Below are 15,075 nucleotides of genomic sequence, written 5' to 3'. Positions count from 1 at the left end.
CCTAAGCGAGCCCCGCTTCGGCGCCCTCGAAGGTCACCTTCGCCTGCGTCATCACGTGCTCCACGGCGAGCAGGTGCCACGCGACGTCGGTCATCTGCGCGGACGCGGCCGGGTCCAGCATGGACTCGCGCAGCTGCGCCTCGGTAATGCCGAAGGGCTCCGAGGACTCCTTGAGCAGCTCCAGCGTGACCTGCGGCGTGAGCTGGAGCTTGTCCCGCTGCGCGATGGCGCGGAGCACCAGGGCAATCTTGAGGCGGCGCTCCACGTCGTCGCGGATGCCCGGGTGGTGCAGCCAGCCGTCCAGCGCCTCCTGCTGCTCCTCCAGGCTGAAGAACTTCTGCGCCAGCACCTCGCCCTCCGCCTGCTTCCAGCGGCGGCGGATCTCCTCGTCCACCAGCGCCTTGGGCACGGTGACGTCCGCGCGGGCGACGATTTCGTCCAGCACCCGGTTGCGCGCGTCCACCCAGAGCATGTCGGCCATCTCGCTCTCCATCTCCTCGACGATGGAGCTCATGACCTCCTCATGGGTGGAGCCGCGGCCCAGCTGCTGGAGGAACGCGTCCGACTCCGTGTCGGGCATGCTCACCTGGCGCGCGCCGCGCACGTCCACCAGGAAGCGCGCCGGCATGCCGCGCAGCTGGTCCGCCGGGTAGTTGTCCGGCAGCACCAGCCCCACCTCCACGCTGTCACCCACGCTGGCTTCCGCGATGACCTCCGCGAAGCCGGGCAACATCACCTGGGGTGCCAGCTCCATCCAGTAGCCCATGCGGGTGCTGAGCGGGATGAGGCGGCCGTTGGCGTAGCCCAGGATGTCCAGCCGCACGTCGTCGCCCATGACCAGGGCTTCGCCTTCGGCGCGCTCACGGACCTGCGCCTTCGCGCGGGCCAGCTCGTGGAAGCGCTCCAGCAGGTCCTCTTCCGTGAGGTCCTCGCCCTGGGGCACGCGGATGTTCAGGTTCTCCAGCGACGGGGCCTTCACCACCGGCAGGTCCGCCTGGTGGCCCAGGCCGGGCGCCACGGGCAGCCGCTGCACCAGCTGATGCACGGGAGTCTGCGCCGGGACGGCAGGCGCTTCCGGAGGCTTGGGGGTGGAGGGGGCGGCGGCGGACTTCGCCGGCTTCGCCGGGGTGGAAGACGGGCCGGGCGCCTTGGCGGCGGGTGCGGCGGACGGCTTCGCGGGAGGGTTCTTCTTCGTGGCCACCGGAGGGCCTCCTGGCAGGTAGCGACCGTGGTCCCAGAGGGGATTGAAACGTGCGCGTCTCACACGGCCACGGTGCCTACCAGAAAAGGACCCCCCGGGGACATCCCCGGGCGTGTTCCGCCCGGGGGCCCTTCAATTACTTCAACGGCTTACCCGAACAGGCCGCCGACGAAGCTGGAGACGGCGGAGACGGCGGCGCCCACCTGGCTGACCACCGGGATGTTGGTGGCGGCGGCGATGGAGCCCACGGCGGTGATGACGCCCGTGACCTTCGCGGTGGTGCTGGCGTTCGGGTCGCGCAGGGTGGAGACCGCGTTCGCCGTGTCGAAGGCGGCGATGGCGATGTTCGCGCCCGGGGCGAAGCGGCCGGCGGCCTTGGCCAGGGTGCCCGTGGCGGCCTTGGCGGCGGCGGTCGCACCGGCCTTGGCGGCGGCCTTGCCACCCTCGGCCAGCGCGGCCTTGGCGGCGGCGCGGGTCGCGGTGCCCGTGGCGGCCTTCAGGGCCACGCCGCTCTCGCTGACGGCGGTCTTCAGGGCGGAGCGCACGCCGCTCTTGATGGCGGAGGAAGCACCACCCTCGAAGGCGGCCTTGGCGGCGGCACCGGCGGCGGCGCGGGCCAGCTTGGGGCCAGCGCCCGGGACCGCGGCCTTGAAGGCGCCGCTGGCGGCCTTGTACGCGCTGCCGAACTTGTTCACGTCGCGGGCAACCTCGAGGCCACCCTTGACGGTGCTGACCGCCGTCTTACCGGCGGTGGCGACGGAGCCCAGCGCCTTGTTCCAGTCCTCGCTGCTGCCGGAGCGCACGGCGTTGCGCACGTCGGAGATGGCCGTGCCGGCCTGGCCCACCAGCTTCGTGGCGTTGGTGATGGTGCCGAAGGCCTTGCCCGCGATGCCCAGCTTGCCCTTGAGGTCGAGCTTGGTCTTCGGGTCCATGGCCTTGGAGACCATCTTGTCGACGTTGCCCTTCAACGTCGCCTTGAAGCCGTCCGTCTTCAGGCTCTTGACGTTGTCGAAGCCGTCCTTCACGGCCGTCTTCACCTTCGTGAAGGTGTCGTAGCCCTTCTTCGCCTGCGTCCCGATGTCCTTCGCCGCCTTGAGGGGGTCCTGCTGCACCTGGCGGATGGTGTTGGAGACGGCACTGCGGGCGCGGTCGATCAGGCTCATGTGGGGCTCCCTCGTCGGAGTTCGAGGAAATGGTTTGGAAGGGCTGCGAACGTCTTGAGGGGATTATCGCAGGAGCCGTCGATCAGTTGCGTAGCACCTCACATGTAGTGAGAAGGTGGGTGCGTGACGCTGGTTGTGGCACGACGCGTCAACGTCAGCGGCAGTCGGGGTCCGCGTCGTCGGCCCGGCCATCCGCGTCGTTGTCCGCGCCGTCGTGGCAGTGGCCGGCCTCGGACGGAGCCCATTCGGTGACGTGGAGGGTGTAGCGGATGGGGGTGTCCCGGTCCGGCCGGGCCATGCCGTCCACCACCACCAGCACGGACTGCCCCTGGGCCAGGGTGAGCTTCAGCACCGGGGCGCCCTTGGTGGTGGGATGTGGGTGCGCGGCGCAGCCCAGCTCCGTGCCCCGGCAGCCGGTGAGGAGGTACAGGGCGTGGCCGCCCGCGTCCGGGTCGTTGCCGGGCGAGGTGTCGAAGACGAAGGTGCCGGCCCTGGGCGCCGTCCACAGGTGGGCGCGGTCCTGTTGGAGCAGCGCGCCGCAGGTGCCCTGGAAGCCGTCGCCGGAGAGGGCCGTCTCGCCCTGGAAGGTGACGGGCAGGGCGCTGCCCAGGTCGTGGTGGGCGCAGCCCTGGCCCTTGCAGCGGGGCTCGTCGCGGCACTCGGTGTCCGCGCAGTCCACCCAGCGGTCCCCGTCATTGTCCATGCCGTCGAAGCAGGCGCCGGCCTCGGTGGCGCGCAATTCGTCGATGTGCAGCTCGAAGGCGCCCTGCGTGAAGGACCCGCCGGCCCCGGCGTCCACCGTCACCAGGACCCGCTGGCCTTGTGTCAGCGTCACCGCCACCCGGGCCCCACCTCCGTAGCTGATGCCGCCCGTGGCGCACGCCAGCTCCTCGCCGCCGCAGCCGTCCGCGTACACGGCGATGACGGACCGTATCGCCGAGCGGGCCGTGTCGAAGGTGAAGGTGCCCGCCCGGGGCGCCGTCCACAGGTAGCCCCGGTCCGGAGCGCCCGCGCCTCCGCACGAGGCGGCGTGGTCGTCCCGGGCCTCCACGGTGGAGCCCTTCAGCGACACGGGCAGCGCGCTGCCCAGGTCCCGGTCCACGCACACGGGCTCCGGAGGCGCGCAGACGTGGGGTACTCCCGTGCCGCCGCAGGTCTCCGGCGCCGCGCACCCACCGCAGTCGAGCGTGCCGCCGCAGCCATCCGCCACCGCGCCGCACGTCGCGCCCAGGAAGCCGCAGGTGGCGGGCCGGCATCCCGGGACCGCGCAGACGTTGGGCACGCCGCCCGCGCCGCAGGTGCGTCCCTCGCCGCACGCGCCGCAATCGAGCGTCCCGCCGCAGCCGTCCGCGACCTGTCCGCAGTTCTTGCCCAGGGCCTCGCAGGTGGACGGCGTGCACGCGGCCTTGCCGCAGACGTTGGGCACGCCCGCGCCGCCGCAGGTCTCGGACGCGAGGCAGCCTCCGCACTCCAGCACCGCGCCGCAGCCGTCGGACACGCGACCGCAGTTCGCTTCCAGGGCCGCGCAGGTCGTGGGCACACAGGTGCCGGCGCCGCAGACGTTGGCCTCACCCGCGCCGCCGCAGGTCGCGTCGGCCGCGCAGGCTCCGCACTCCAGGACGTCGCCGCAGCCGTCCAGCACTTCGCCGCAGCTCTTTCCCAGCGCGGCGCAGGTGGCCGCCTGGCACAGCGGGGCGGCGCAGACGTTGGCCACGCCGCCCGCGCCGCAGGTGAGCCCCTCGCCGCATGCGCCGCAGTCGAGCACCCCGCCGCAGCCGTTGGACACGGCGCCGCAGTTCTTGCCCAGCGCCTCGCAGGTGGTGGGGACGCACGGCGCGCGGCCGCACACGTTGGCGGTGCCGCCTCCGCCGCACGTCTCGTCCGGCCCGCACGCGCCACAGTCGAGCACCCCGCCACAGCCGTCCGCGACCTGGCCGCAGTTCTTGCCCGAAGCCTCGCAGGTGGTGGGGACGCAGGCTGGAGGCCCGCAGGCGTTGGGCACGCCGGCGCCTCCGCAGACCTCCGGGGTCGCGCACGTGCCGCAGTCGAGCACGCCGCCGCAGCCGTCCGAGAGCGGCCCGCAGGTGGCGCCCCGCGCCTCGCAGCTGCTGGGGACGCAGGGCTGGGGGCCGCAGACGTTGGGCACTCCGCCCCCGCCGCAGGCCTGGTCTTCCGCGCACTCGCCACAGTGGAGCGTGCCGCCGCACCCGTCGATGGCGTAGCCGCAGTTCAGCCCCTGGGACTCACACGTCATGGGCGCGCAGAGGGACGGGGGCCGCCAGGCCATCCGGGCGGAGACCGCCTCCTCCGGCAGCGTCCGGCCGCACGCCGTCCACAGCCCCAGGAGCAACACCCAGCCCAGCCGCCCGCCCGTCCGCCCCATGCCCCGTTCCCGCCGCCCGTGAAGGCCCCGTGCGCCATGGGCCCTGGGGACAAGGGTGGGGAGCGGCCCGGGTCTCGCGAAGCGGCGGCAAGCCCCGGTGCGTCTCCGGCGGTCGAAAAGGCGTCAATGTCCCACCCCGCCCGCCGGGAAGGCGCGCACTGGTGGACACCGGCCGGGCCAGGGAGGGGGGTGGGCGCGAGGGAGGGAGGGCCCCACCGTGAGTGGACGCGGGGGCGCGAAGGGACACGTGCGGCCAGCGGGGAAAGGACGCATGGCGGCGGGTCTCAGGCGCGCGCGACAGGAGGAGGGGTGGGGGCTCGGGGCGAGCCTCCTGGTGGCGCTCGTCCTGCTGGTCCTGGCCGTGGGGTCGCTCCTGCTGACGCGCGCCTCCGTGCAGTCGCGGGTGATGGAGCGCTCGCTGGACCTGCAGGAAGTGGGGCTGCTGGGGCGGGCCTTCAGCGACAAGGTGTCCCTGGCCAACAGCGCGCTGCTGGCGGGCGGGCAGTCGCTCTCCCGGGACACGGCGCAGGCTCGGCGGCGCTTCCTGGACACCGCGGAGCGGCTGGCCGCGCGACTGGAGGCTCCCGAGGACCAGTCGCGGGTGCGGGAGGTGCGCGCCGCGGAGCAGGCCCACGAAACCGCCCTGCGCGCGCTCATGGACACCCCGACGCCCCAGGAGCAGAAGCAGGCGCGCGAGCGGCTCGCCCGGGCCCATGGGCGGGTGCGGGAGGCGCAGGCCCAGCTGGAGCGCAAGGTGCAGGAGCGGCTGGCCTTGGAGAACCGGACCTCGGTGCGGGTGAACCGGTGGGAGACGGCGCTGCTGCTCCTGGCCTGCCTGCTGGGGCTGACGGTCGCGGGGGTGCTGGCGTGGGTGCTCCACCGCCGGCTCCATCCGCTCCGGCGCGAGGCGGCGGCCAGCGCGCACCGTTTCCAGGCGCTGGTGGAGGGCGTGCGCGACTACGCCCTGGTGCTGTTGGACGCGCGCGGACGGGTGGCCAGCTGGAACCCGGGCGCCGAGCGCATCAAGGGCTGGAGCGAGGCGGAAATCCGCGGCCGGCCCACCTCCGTCTTCTACACGTCCGAGGAGGCGGCGGCGGGCAAGCCGGAGCGGGAGCTGTCCCGGGCCCTCCAGGAGGGGCGGCTGCGCACGGAGGGCTGGCGGCAGCGCAAGGACGGCTCGCGCTTCTGGGCGGAGGTGTCCATCACCGCGTTGCGCGACGAGGACGGCGAGCCCCAGGGCTTCTCCGTGGTGACGCGCGACATCACCGAGCAGCGGCGCCAGGAGCGGGTGCAGGAGTTGCTGGCGGAGGCCGGCCGCGTCTTCCACCAGTCCCTGGACCCCGACCTGACGGCGGCGGAGGTGGCGCGGCTGCTGGTGCCGGAGGTGGCGGACGGCTGCATCCTCTACCTGCTCACTCCCGCGGGCGAGCTGCGGCCCCGAGCGGTGACGCACGTGCAGCCCGAACGCGAGGCGAGTCTGTGGGAGGCCTTGCGGCGGTTTCCGCCCCGCCCGGGCATGCCTCCGGTCGTCTGGGAGGTGATGCGCACCGGGCGCTCGCGGATGGACGTGGAGGTGGAGATGGACGACCTGGCGGCCTCCGCGGAGACCGACCAGCACCGGCTGCTCATCGAGCGCATCGCCATTGGTTCCTCCATGGTGGTGCCCCTGCGCGCGGGGAGCGACACGCTGGGCGCCTTCGTGCTGATGACGGCCCGGGGCCACCGCCGCTTCACGCAGGTGGATCAGGTGCTGGTGGAGGAGCTGGCCGGCCGCGCGGCGCTGGCCCTGGAGAACACGCGGCTCCTGCGAGAGGCGCGCGAGGCGGTGGACCTCATCGCCGTCACAGCGCATGACCTGGGCAACCCCTTGCAAACGCTGCAATTGCTGCTCAGCAAGGTGCAGCGCTCGCAAGCGGCAGGTCGCGACGAGGACGTGCGGCAGGGATTGGTGGTGGCGCGCGGTCAGGCCCAGCGGCTGGGACAGCTGCTCCACAACCTGCTGGACCTGTCGCGGCTGTCCTCCGGCAAGCGGCTGCTGGACGCGGCGCCCATGGACCTGGGGGAGCTGGCGCGCGAGGTGGTGGAGCGCTTCGCGGAGGCCGCCGTGGAGGCGGGCTGTGACCTGCGGCTGGAGGTGGAGGAGGGGCAGGTGGGGCAGTGGGACCGCATCCGACTGGACCGGGTGGTGACCAACCTCTTGTCCAACGCGCTGAAGTTCGGCCGGGGCCACCCGGTGACGGTGGCCGTGTCGGCGCTGGACGCGGACCACTCCCGGCTGCGGGTGCGCGACGAGGGCGTGGGCATCGCGCCGGAGGCCCAGCGCCGCGTCTTCGAGCGCTTCGAGCGGGAGCGCGCCGCGCGGACGAAGGCCGGGTACGGGTTGGGGCTCTACATCGCTCGCCAACTGGTGGAGGCGCACGGCGGCGCCATCCGCCTGGAGAGCGTGCCGGGGCGGGGCGCCACCTTCACGGTGGACCTGCCGCGCGTGCCCCGGCCGATGGAGGAGGCGCCGGTGGCGGAGCCTCCTCCGCTCCAGCAGTGACGCCCGCTAGAGGTGCAGCGAGGGCACGGGGGCGACGAGGCCGGGCTGGATGGGGAAGTCCGCGGGCAGCTTCTCGCGCTCCTCCAGCCGCTCGAACTCCAGCGAGTCGTGCGCGCAGAACACCGTCACCTGTTCGCCGTGGCGCTGCACCAGCTCGCGCAGCCGGCGCAGGTTGTACCAGCGCATCCACCCGTCCTTCTGCATCAGCTTCTGGTAGGCGCGCAGGCCGGCGGTGCACCGGTAGCGGTCCAGGTCCATCTCGCCGTGGTAGAAATACGCGTCGCCCGCGTGCAGCAGCCACCCTTCTCCGGTGTCGATGGCCACGCCCGCGTGCCCCAGCGTGTGGCCCACGAGCGGCACCAGCAGAATCTCCGGCGGCAGCCCGGTGAGCTCGCGCACGCAGTCGAAGCCGAACCAGCCTTCACCCCGGTTGGGGACGTAGGTCTCCCACCGCGTCTCCTTGGACCACTGCATCGGGCGGAAGCGCGCGCGGTCCAGCCAGGTCTTCTGCGCGGTGGCCACGCGGTACTCGTCCGCCAGCACGTGCACGCGCGCGTGGGGGAAGTCATCCAGGCCGCCCGCATGGTCGAAGTCCAGGTGCGTGAGGACGATGTCGCGCACGTCGCTGGCCTGGAAACCCATGCGTTCCAGTTGGCGGATGGCGGTGGACTCCTCCGCCAGGGCGGGGCGGCAGAGCACGTCCCGGAACAGGCCGTTGAGCCGCACGCGAGGCGCGTACACGTCATTGAGGCCGTAGCCGGTGTCCACCAGCACCAGCCCGCGCGGCGTCTCCAACGCCAGACAGTGGCAGGTGAGCGCCGCCGGGCCGGTGAAGCCTCGCCGCCCATCCATGAGCCGCCGGCCGGGCGGGCACATCGTGGTGCAGTTCAGGTGGTGGATGCGCATGGCGGCTCCGCTCCCAATCAAAGGCGGCGGCCGTCCGGCGGCGGGTGAACCGACGCGGGAAGCCCCCTTCCGTTCGTTCAGGGCAAAAGTGCGCCGTGGGCTCCGTGGGAGGAATCACCGCGCCCGGGCAGGACAAGGGCTCGCCCGCCCGGGGGGCGTCAGGACGCCATTCAGGGGACGGGCGACTGCCCGGCCGCTTCCCCTTCGAGCGATGGAGCCGACATCAGCACCAGCGCTTCCGCGTCAGCGACCGGACGGTGCTCGACGCCGCGAGGGACGATGAGCAGTTCGCCTTCCTCCAACTCCACGGTGCGCTCGCGCAACTCCACCCGCAGGGTTCCCCGGGTGACGAAGAACAGGGCGTCGCCAGTGGCGTGCCGGCACCAGGGGCCGGTGCCCGTCAGCCGCACCAGGTGCACGGGCTGGCCGTGGAGCATGCCCACGGGCCGGGCAATGCCAGGCGCTGGCAGGTCGGTGGAGGCGTGGGCCAGGTTCACCTTCTCCACGGGGGGAAGTGACGCGGAGGCAGGCGGGGCACGGCGGCGAGAATCCCAACGAGGGGGACGGCCACCGGCGAGGGGTGGGGTCCGGAGAATCGTGCTCATGCGACAGGGACTCCTTCAGGGGGGACGCAGTCCCACCCCCTCATGGGTTGTCTTTCTTTCTGCCAGAAACAGGGCCTGTGTTTCACCCCCTGCCACGGGGGCCGGTCCGGTATCCGACGGATGGCGCCGGTAAGATAGGGATTGCTCCGCCGGCATGCCGGACTCCGGGTGTCCACTGCCGGAGATTTCACCGTGCGGTGACGAACGGGCGGCCCCGGGGGGCGACAGGGTCTGGAGCCGCTGCCCCCTAGCGTCCCTGGCGCCGCGTGTCCCGACGCGGGGCTTCCAGAGGACGCCTTCCATATGCGCCACATCGCTCCGGTCCGTGCGGCACGGGCCCTGTCGCCGTTCGTGCTCCTCGTGGCGGCCATGGCCCACGCGGAGGGGCCGCCCACGCGCGAGGAATACTTCCGCTACGTGCCGCTTTCGTATCCGCGCATCGTGAGACAGACGGAGGCGAGTGTCGCCCTGTCGCTCTACGGCGACCCGAACGACCCGGCCTACCGGGACGAAGCCCCGCGCGACGGCGTGGATGACACGCGCCTTCAGGTCCTCCAATCCCTGGCGGTCCGCTTCGCGCCGTTCATGGTGAAGAACACCTACACCTTTCCCTCCGACCACAAGGTGTTCCGGGACCAGCCCGGGGGGTTGTTGCTCAACCTGGACACCTGGGACCTGGCGAAGTCCGGCGCGGTGTTGATGCGCAGCGACTCCATCAACTTCTCCAGCCTGGGCCGGCCCTGCCCTGAGGACGGCGCGCCGGAAGTCACGCTGCGCACGGAGTCCGCCGGCCAGGACGCGAGGGATGACTGCCGGTTGGTGGGCCTGCTGCGCGAGTTCCACCCGGACCACCCCACCATTCCCCGGCTGCGGCAGGACGCGGTGGACGCGGAGCGCGCGCCCTTCACGGTGATGTATTTCGACTTCCCCGGCTACGACCCGAAGACGTGGATGGCCGCGTACAAGGGCGCGGTGGACGGCCAGCCCGCGCGCCGCTACCTGGGCACGGAGAAGGTGTACGCGCACCCGTTCATCCACGCGGTGAAGGGCACGCAGAAGGCGCCGCCCGGCTACGAGCTGCTCATCCAGTACTGGTTCTTCTATCCCTTCAACGCGGGCGGCAACAATCACGAGGGGGACTGGGAGCACATCGCGGTGGCCGTCTCTCCGCGCTCGGCGGTGGGGCGCACGCTGACGGAAGCGGAGCTGCGACGCATCCTCCAGGGGGACTGGACCGCGGACGGCGCGGACCCGCTGGTGATGAAGCGCATCGAGTACTTCTTCCACCACAACAGCATGGTGTTCGACTTCGCCCGCCCCAATGCCTACCTGCCCCGAGAGCAATGGCAGGCGCAGCTGGACGCCCGGGGCGAGGAGCGGCCCGGGGAGAAGAAGCTCCTCGCGCGCGTGCGCCGCTACGTCTGGGCGGACGAGGCGGAGACGGTCATCAACACGCACCCCATCGGATACATTGGCGCGGACTCCAAAGGATTGGAGCAGCTGCTGGCATCTCCAGGACCGCACGCGCGGGAGTCGCACGCCACGTACCCGGTGCCGGGCGTCTTCAAGAATATCGGCCCCGCGGGCTCCACGGAGGCGGTGCGGCAATTCTTCGACCACCAGGAGTACCTCACCCACCCGGACAAGCCGCTGCCGGAGGAGGTGGTGCGCTACGACCTGGCGTCGCGCATCGACCTGGTGCCGGACTGGGAGCGCGTCTACGACCTGGCGCTGGTGGACAGGCAGGTGCGGCGCGAGTGGTCCTGGCTCATCCTGCCCCTGCGCTGGGGCTTCCCCATGGCGAGGTCACCGCTGTCGGGGCTGGTGGCGCACTCGGACATGGGCAACCTGTCCATCGTGGGGCCGGCCTTCAACGAGGGCTGGAACCGCCCGGCGCCCAGCGCGGGGTTCGACTTGTACGTGCCCAGCGAGCTGCCGTGGTTCTTCCCGCTGGACGTCCAGGACGACTTCTCCAACAACCTGGGGTTCCTCAACGCGCCGGTGGCATTGCTTATCACGCTGCCGCCGTTGGACTTCCTCTACCGGGTGGTGGGGTTGCCGGTGCGAGCGGTGGTGGAGAACCACCAGCCCGTCTACACGCCGCAGGAACGGCTGCCGCGCCGCCGCTTCACGGTGGAAGCGGGGGTGGGCGTGCAGTTGCTGGGAGACGACTTCACGGGGCTGCTGCTCAACGACCGGCAGTTGGACGAATGGTACGGACAGCTCACGGCGTTGGATCCGGCCATCGCCGGCAACATCAACGACCCGGACCTGGTCCGACCGGTAGTGAGTACCGCGGTGTCGGTGATGCTCAAGGTGAGCTTCTACCTGGGGGACAAGTTCACGTCGGAGAACACGCTGTTCCATTCGCGCAGCACGCTGGGGTTGGACGTGCCGCTATCGGACGGGATGTCTGTCTTCCAGCTGCGGACGAAGCTCGACATGTGGGAGTACGCGGGGAGTCTTCGCTACAACTTCCTGCGAGGCGGCTTCCAGCCCTACGCGAAGGTGGGCTACGGGCTGACGTGGTACCGGTTGGAGGACGGCAGCATCAACGGGCAGGGGATGGCGAACCCGAACTCGTATTGGGTGCGTCGGCCGGGCTTCTTCCGCAACCTGTGGCCCAACACGCTGCACCTGGGAGCGGGGGTGGACGTCATCCTGGTGAAGGACTTCATTCCAGGACTGCACGGCGTGGATGGAGGACTGCGCGTGGGCTACATCCTGTCGCGCCACGAATTGGGCGTGAAGGACCTGACCGGCGACAACGGGTTGCAGGGCATCGTCGTGGAGCCGGTGCACGTGTATCGCAACACCTTCGAACTGCTGGGCACGCTGAGCTTCTGACGGCCATGGTTCAGCCCCTGCGCGTGGTCCGGTAGGCCTGAGCGGGATGCGCGGGATTATCAGGGTGGGTCCGTTCGAGGAGGCCCTCTTCGACCATGGCCTTGAGGTGCCGCTCCGTCAGCTTGTCCGGGCTGAAATGCAGTGCCTTGGCAAGCTCCGTGGGGTGCCAGGGCCGAAGCGAAGTAAGCGCCATGATGGCCTCGCGCAGGGCTGCCTTTCTGGGTCGAGGGCCTAGCTCTTCGATGATTTCACGCGCCTTCGCGTCGATTTCTTGGCGGCCCGGAACCCCCCCCAATCCGTCCGGAACCCCCCCCAATCCGTCGGCAACTCCCCCTCGATCGAGCGCGAGCACCCCCCAATCCGCGGCCAGGGTCTGTCCCACATTCACCCGCAGCGTGACGACCACGGCGCCCGTGACCTCGGCGAACTCCGGGGCGGAGAGGCCGGCTGCACGGCACATCTCGGCGACGCGGTTCGTGCCCCGGCCCCATTTCTCGATGAGGCCGGCACGGTAGAAGACCTCCGCGATGATGGGATTGCGCTGCACCGACAGATGCGGACGTGTGAGCGATTCAGGCGTGATGCCTATCGGGTATCGCCCCGCGCTCCATATCTCCACGCGGTCGTCGAAGATGGCGAGCGATACCGCGCCACCCGCGATGCTGTAGTCCCGGTGGATGAAGGCGTTGACCAGGAGTTCGCGCATCGCATCCGGCGGGATGAGCGGACGGTCGACGCGCTGCAGGCGGCCCGATTCGATGCGGCCAGCCAACGGGAAATGGCGCTGGCAGAACAGCTCGGCTTCCTCAAGCAGCCGGAAGGCCGGTCCGCGCACGTTGCGTTGGTCGAGGAACTCGGTCTTGTCGGTGCCGCGAAACCGGGCCATCCGCAGCTCGCACTGGGGATGGTGGGGAAGGAACGTCTTGCCAAAGAGCACGACCGCCGCGCGCAGGAGCCTGCCCTTGTGGCGTACGCCAAGGCGGTCGAGCAGCTCGGGCAGGCCCCGTCCCACCGGTCCCACGAGCCGCCCGGCGGAGCGAGCTGCTTCGACGATGCGCATCACCTCCTGGCGGTCGAGCTCCTGGAGCGGAACCTCGTCGGCCTCCTGGTTCTCCCAGCGACGGCGGCTGTGTGCACGTTCCAGCAACAGCAGTTCATAGCGTTCCTGCGCCATCTTGCGGGTCGTGTTGCCCACCCGCTCATAGGCGCGACCGTCGAAGGTGTACGGCACGGAATCGCTGATGCCGCCCACGGTGAGCACGAGGACGCTCCGCCCTGAAGCGACCTCCACGCTCTGGATGTGGAGGTCGAGCGGGGGCTCGAAGCGCTCCCGCGCGGTCGCGATGTCATGCAGGGTCTGTTCGCTCACCTGCTGGCCGATGAGCTCTCCGCCAGGCTTCACGCCCAGCAGCACCTGGCCTCCCTGTCCATTCGCGAAGGCGCAAAGCGTGTGCATCGCCTCGCGCAATTCACCGGTCGAGCGCTTCAGCTCGAGTGTGACGGATTCTCCCCTGGCGGCGAGGCGGGCGAGGTCTGGAATCATGGCGGGCCCGTCTCTGCATCATCCGGGCCCGCCACATTCGACGCGGTTCCCTCCGGGCCGACGCCTCACTCGCGCGTGAGGCGTACGAACCGGGACCCTGCGTTCACGCGCGGAGACGGTGCGTCGCCGTGCGCCGGCGACCGTCGACTACAGGCAGTCCGCCAGGCCTTCGTAGATCGTCGTGCTGGTTCCGGGCAGCGTGGCGTAGAGGGGCGAGGTCCCGGAGAGCGCCGTCAGCAGCGAGGCCATCGTGGTGCCGCTGGCCAGCGGGCTCTGGCAGGTCCAGGTCTGCGTCTGCACGGAGAATTCACCCGTGGACGGGTTGAGCTCCTCGTTGCTCGCGGCGAACACCCAGACGCACTGGCCAATGACACCCGTCCCGCTGTTGACGGAACACTGGAAGCGCAGCGACTGGATGTTGCTGTAGTCGCCCTCGCAGAACGTGTCTCCACAGATGTCGTCGAAGTTGTCCTTCAGGTTCGAGCGCAGCTCCAGCCACGACAGGTACTCCGGCTGGGACGACAGGTACGACGTGGCGTCGACATAGCTGGACAGCGGCTGCGCCACGCCCAGCGGAGCGGACAGGGTCAATCCCAGCGTCGACAGCGCCAGCCACGAACGGATGTTCATCACGGAGCACCTTCCTGGAAATGACCGCCCCACGGACGGAACGGTCACCCGCAAGGCGACTCGGGTTTGACAGGAAGTTCAAGTAAACCTTCTTTCACAAAGAGTTCACGGTGATGTCTGATGAGCGCCTTCCCCTCTCAAGGAAAGGCCGGTTCCCCCATGCGGTCATCGCTGCGCCGTCTTCCCTCTGTCCTGAAGTTCACGGCTGTCATTACGGCCCTGACGTTGCTTTCCGCCTGCGGTGAGGGCGCGTTGGAAGAAGAGGAGTTGGTCGCTCAGGGTCGGCAGGCGCTGTTGAACGGCGTGGGTTCGTCCGCGGCGCGGGCGGCGCTGACGAAGCGGTGGGCGCCCATCCACTACCAGGATGTGGATGTCACGGGCTCGCATTCGCTGAGTGGCAAGTCTGACTTCATCACCCGCGTGGACTTCGATGGGGACTGGAGCGGGACGAACAACTGGGACAACACCGGCTCGCGAGCCCTCACCGCGCACGCCTACCAGTCCGTGGTGGAGACCTCCACGCACTGGTACCTGCTCTACACGTTCTTCCACCCGCGAGACTGGTCCGACTCCATCTTCGACACCGAGCACGAGAACGACGGCGAGGGCGTGCTGATCATCGTGAAGCGCGACGGCAGTGAGTACGGCGCGCTCGTGGGTGCGGTGACGGTGGCGCACAAGGACTTCTACTCGTTCGTGCCGTCCGGCAGTCCGCTCGGGTCGGGGTCGGAGTCCATTGACGGCGCGCTGTCCATGGCCTCCTTCGAGGGCGAGCTCCACCCCATCACCGCGCAGGAGGCCAAGGGCCACGGCCTCAAGGCGTGGCCGTACTACGACATCGTCGGAGACGGCGTGAAGTACTACCCGTCGCTCACGCTGGCGGAGCAGCCGTCGTCCGCCACGGACTCGGACGTGCGCTACAAGCTGCTCGACATCTTCAGCCCCACCGACGGCTTCTGGACGCGCCGTGACCTGACCACGCTGTTCTCCTCCGACGGGACGTTTCGGGGTGACACCAGCGGCGGCTGCGGGCTGGTGGCGGGCAACTGCGGCACCAACTCCGCGAACGCGCCCTGGGGCTGGGACGACCAGAACGACGGCCCCATCCTGCGAGGGGAGATCGCCAAGGACCCGGCGAAGCTGGCCGCGTACTACTTCAGCCCGTCGTCGCAGTTCTCCACGACCTACACGTTCAATCCCTTCCAGAACATCGGCAATCCCAACCAGCCGTGAGTCCACGGCGGGGCCGTGCCTT

At 70.5% G+C, this 15,075-nt stretch carries 10 protein-coding genes; 3 read left to right on the top strand and 7 right to left on the bottom strand.

Features of this window, described 5'->3' with window-relative positions; genetic code table 11:
- Position 1: 1 nt before the first annotated feature.
- The 3 genes from D7Y04_RS41175 to D7Y04_RS41165 all read right to left on the bottom strand — a co-directional run bounded on the left by D7Y04_RS41175 (position 2) and on the right by D7Y04_RS41165 (position 4,747).
- Positions 2-1,201: a peptidylprolyl isomerase gene (locus D7Y04_RS41175; protein ID WP_121762895.1), complete on the bottom strand. Its 1,200-nt coding sequence runs from the start codon at positions 1,199-1,201 to the stop codon at positions 2-4.
- A 149-nt stretch (positions 1,202-1,350) separates the two neighbouring features.
- Positions 1,351-2,364, bottom strand: coding sequence for a hypothetical protein (locus D7Y04_RS41170; RefSeq protein WP_120578678.1), 1,014 nt, complete (start codon positions 2,362-2,364; stop codon positions 1,351-1,353).
- Between the two features lie 154 nt (positions 2,365-2,518).
- Positions 2,519-4,747, bottom strand: coding sequence for a tryptophan synthase alpha chain (locus tag D7Y04_RS41165; RefSeq protein ID WP_121762894.1), 2,229 nt, complete (start codon positions 4,745-4,747; stop codon positions 2,519-2,521).
- Between the two features lie 271 nt (positions 4,748-5,018).
- On the opposite strand from D7Y04_RS41165, the gene D7Y04_RS41160 reads away from it, so the two are divergent.
- Positions 5,019-7,289, top strand: coding sequence for an ATP-binding protein (locus tag D7Y04_RS41160; protein ID WP_121762893.1), 2,271 nt, complete (start codon positions 5,019-5,021; stop codon positions 7,287-7,289).
- A gap of 6 nt (positions 7,290-7,295) precedes the next feature.
- On the opposite strand, the gene D7Y04_RS41155 is transcribed toward D7Y04_RS41160, so the two are convergent.
- Positions 7,296-8,195: an MBL fold metallo-hydrolase gene (locus tag D7Y04_RS41155; protein WP_121762892.1), complete on the bottom strand. Its 900-nt coding sequence runs from the start codon at positions 8,193-8,195 to the stop codon at positions 7,296-7,298.
- 170 nt (positions 8,196-8,365) lie between these two features.
- Positions 8,366-8,800 (bottom strand): cupin domain-containing protein, encoded by a 435-nt coding sequence (locus tag D7Y04_RS46115; RefSeq protein ID WP_217277931.1) that lies wholly within the window; start codon positions 8,798-8,800, stop codon positions 8,366-8,368.
- A gap of 303 nt (positions 8,801-9,103) precedes the next feature.
- On the opposite strand from D7Y04_RS46115, the gene D7Y04_RS41145 reads away from it, so the two are divergent.
- Positions 9,104-11,647, top strand: coding sequence for a hypothetical protein (locus tag D7Y04_RS41145; RefSeq protein ID WP_121762891.1), 2,544 nt, complete (start codon positions 9,104-9,106; stop codon positions 11,645-11,647).
- A 10-nt stretch (positions 11,648-11,657) separates the two neighbouring features.
- Here the strand turns inward: D7Y04_RS41145 and D7Y04_RS41140 are convergent, their stop codons facing one another.
- Both D7Y04_RS41140 and D7Y04_RS41135 read right to left on the bottom strand, forming a co-directional pair.
- Positions 11,658-13,190, bottom strand: coding sequence for an ATP-binding protein (locus tag D7Y04_RS41140; protein ID WP_121762890.1), 1,533 nt, complete (start codon positions 13,188-13,190; stop codon positions 11,658-11,660).
- Positions 13,191-13,337: 147 nt separating this feature from the next.
- Positions 13,338-13,820: a hypothetical protein gene (locus D7Y04_RS41135; protein WP_121762889.1), complete on the bottom strand. Its 483-nt coding sequence runs from the start codon at positions 13,818-13,820 to the stop codon at positions 13,338-13,340.
- 159 nt (positions 13,821-13,979) lie between these two features.
- Here D7Y04_RS41135 and D7Y04_RS41130 point away from each other — a divergent pair, with 159 nt between their 5' ends.
- Entirely contained in the window at positions 13,980-15,053 is a 1,074-nt protein-coding gene (locus D7Y04_RS41130; RefSeq protein WP_121762888.1) for a hypothetical protein, read from the top strand.
- Positions 15,054-15,075: the final 22 nt, after the last annotated feature.

Source organism: Corallococcus sp. AB038B, assembly GCF_003668955.1.
Lineage (GTDB): Bacteria > Myxococcota > Myxococcia > Myxococcales > Myxococcaceae > Corallococcus > Corallococcus exiguus.
Note: the sequence above shows the minus strand (reverse complement) of the source record. Positions and strands in the feature narration are given on the sequence as shown.

Excerpts from the sequence above, each read along its gene's own strand:
- D7Y04_RS41170 (WP_120578678.1), bottom strand. The coding sequence starts at position 2,364 with ATGAGCCTGATCGACCGCGCCCGCAGTGCCGTCTCCAACACCATCCGC.
- D7Y04_RS41165 (WP_121762894.1), bottom strand. The coding sequence starts at position 4,747 with ATGGGGCGGACGGGCGGGCGGCTGGGCTGGGTGTTGCTCCTGGGGCTG.
- D7Y04_RS41160 (WP_121762893.1), top strand. The coding sequence starts at position 5,019 with ATGGCGGCGGGTCTCAGGCGCGCGCGACAGGAGGAGGGGTGGGGGCTC.
- D7Y04_RS41155 (WP_121762892.1), bottom strand. The coding sequence starts at position 8,195 with ATGCGCATCCACCACCTGAACTGCACCACGATGTGCCCGCCCGGCCGG.
- D7Y04_RS46115 (WP_217277931.1), bottom strand. The coding sequence starts at position 8,800 with ATGAGCACGATTCTCCGGACCCCACCCCTCGCCGGTGGCCGTCCCCCT.
- D7Y04_RS41145 (WP_121762891.1), top strand. The coding sequence starts at position 9,104 with ATGCGCCACATCGCTCCGGTCCGTGCGGCACGGGCCCTGTCGCCGTTC.
- D7Y04_RS41140 (WP_121762890.1), bottom strand. The coding sequence starts at position 13,190 with ATGATTCCAGACCTCGCCCGCCTCGCCGCCAGGGGAGAATCCGTCACA.
- D7Y04_RS41135 (WP_121762889.1), bottom strand. The coding sequence starts at position 13,820 with ATGAACATCCGTTCGTGGCTGGCGCTGTCGACGCTGGGATTGACCCTG.
- D7Y04_RS41130 (WP_121762888.1), top strand. The coding sequence starts at position 13,980 with ATGCGGTCATCGCTGCGCCGTCTTCCCTCTGTCCTGAAGTTCACGGCT.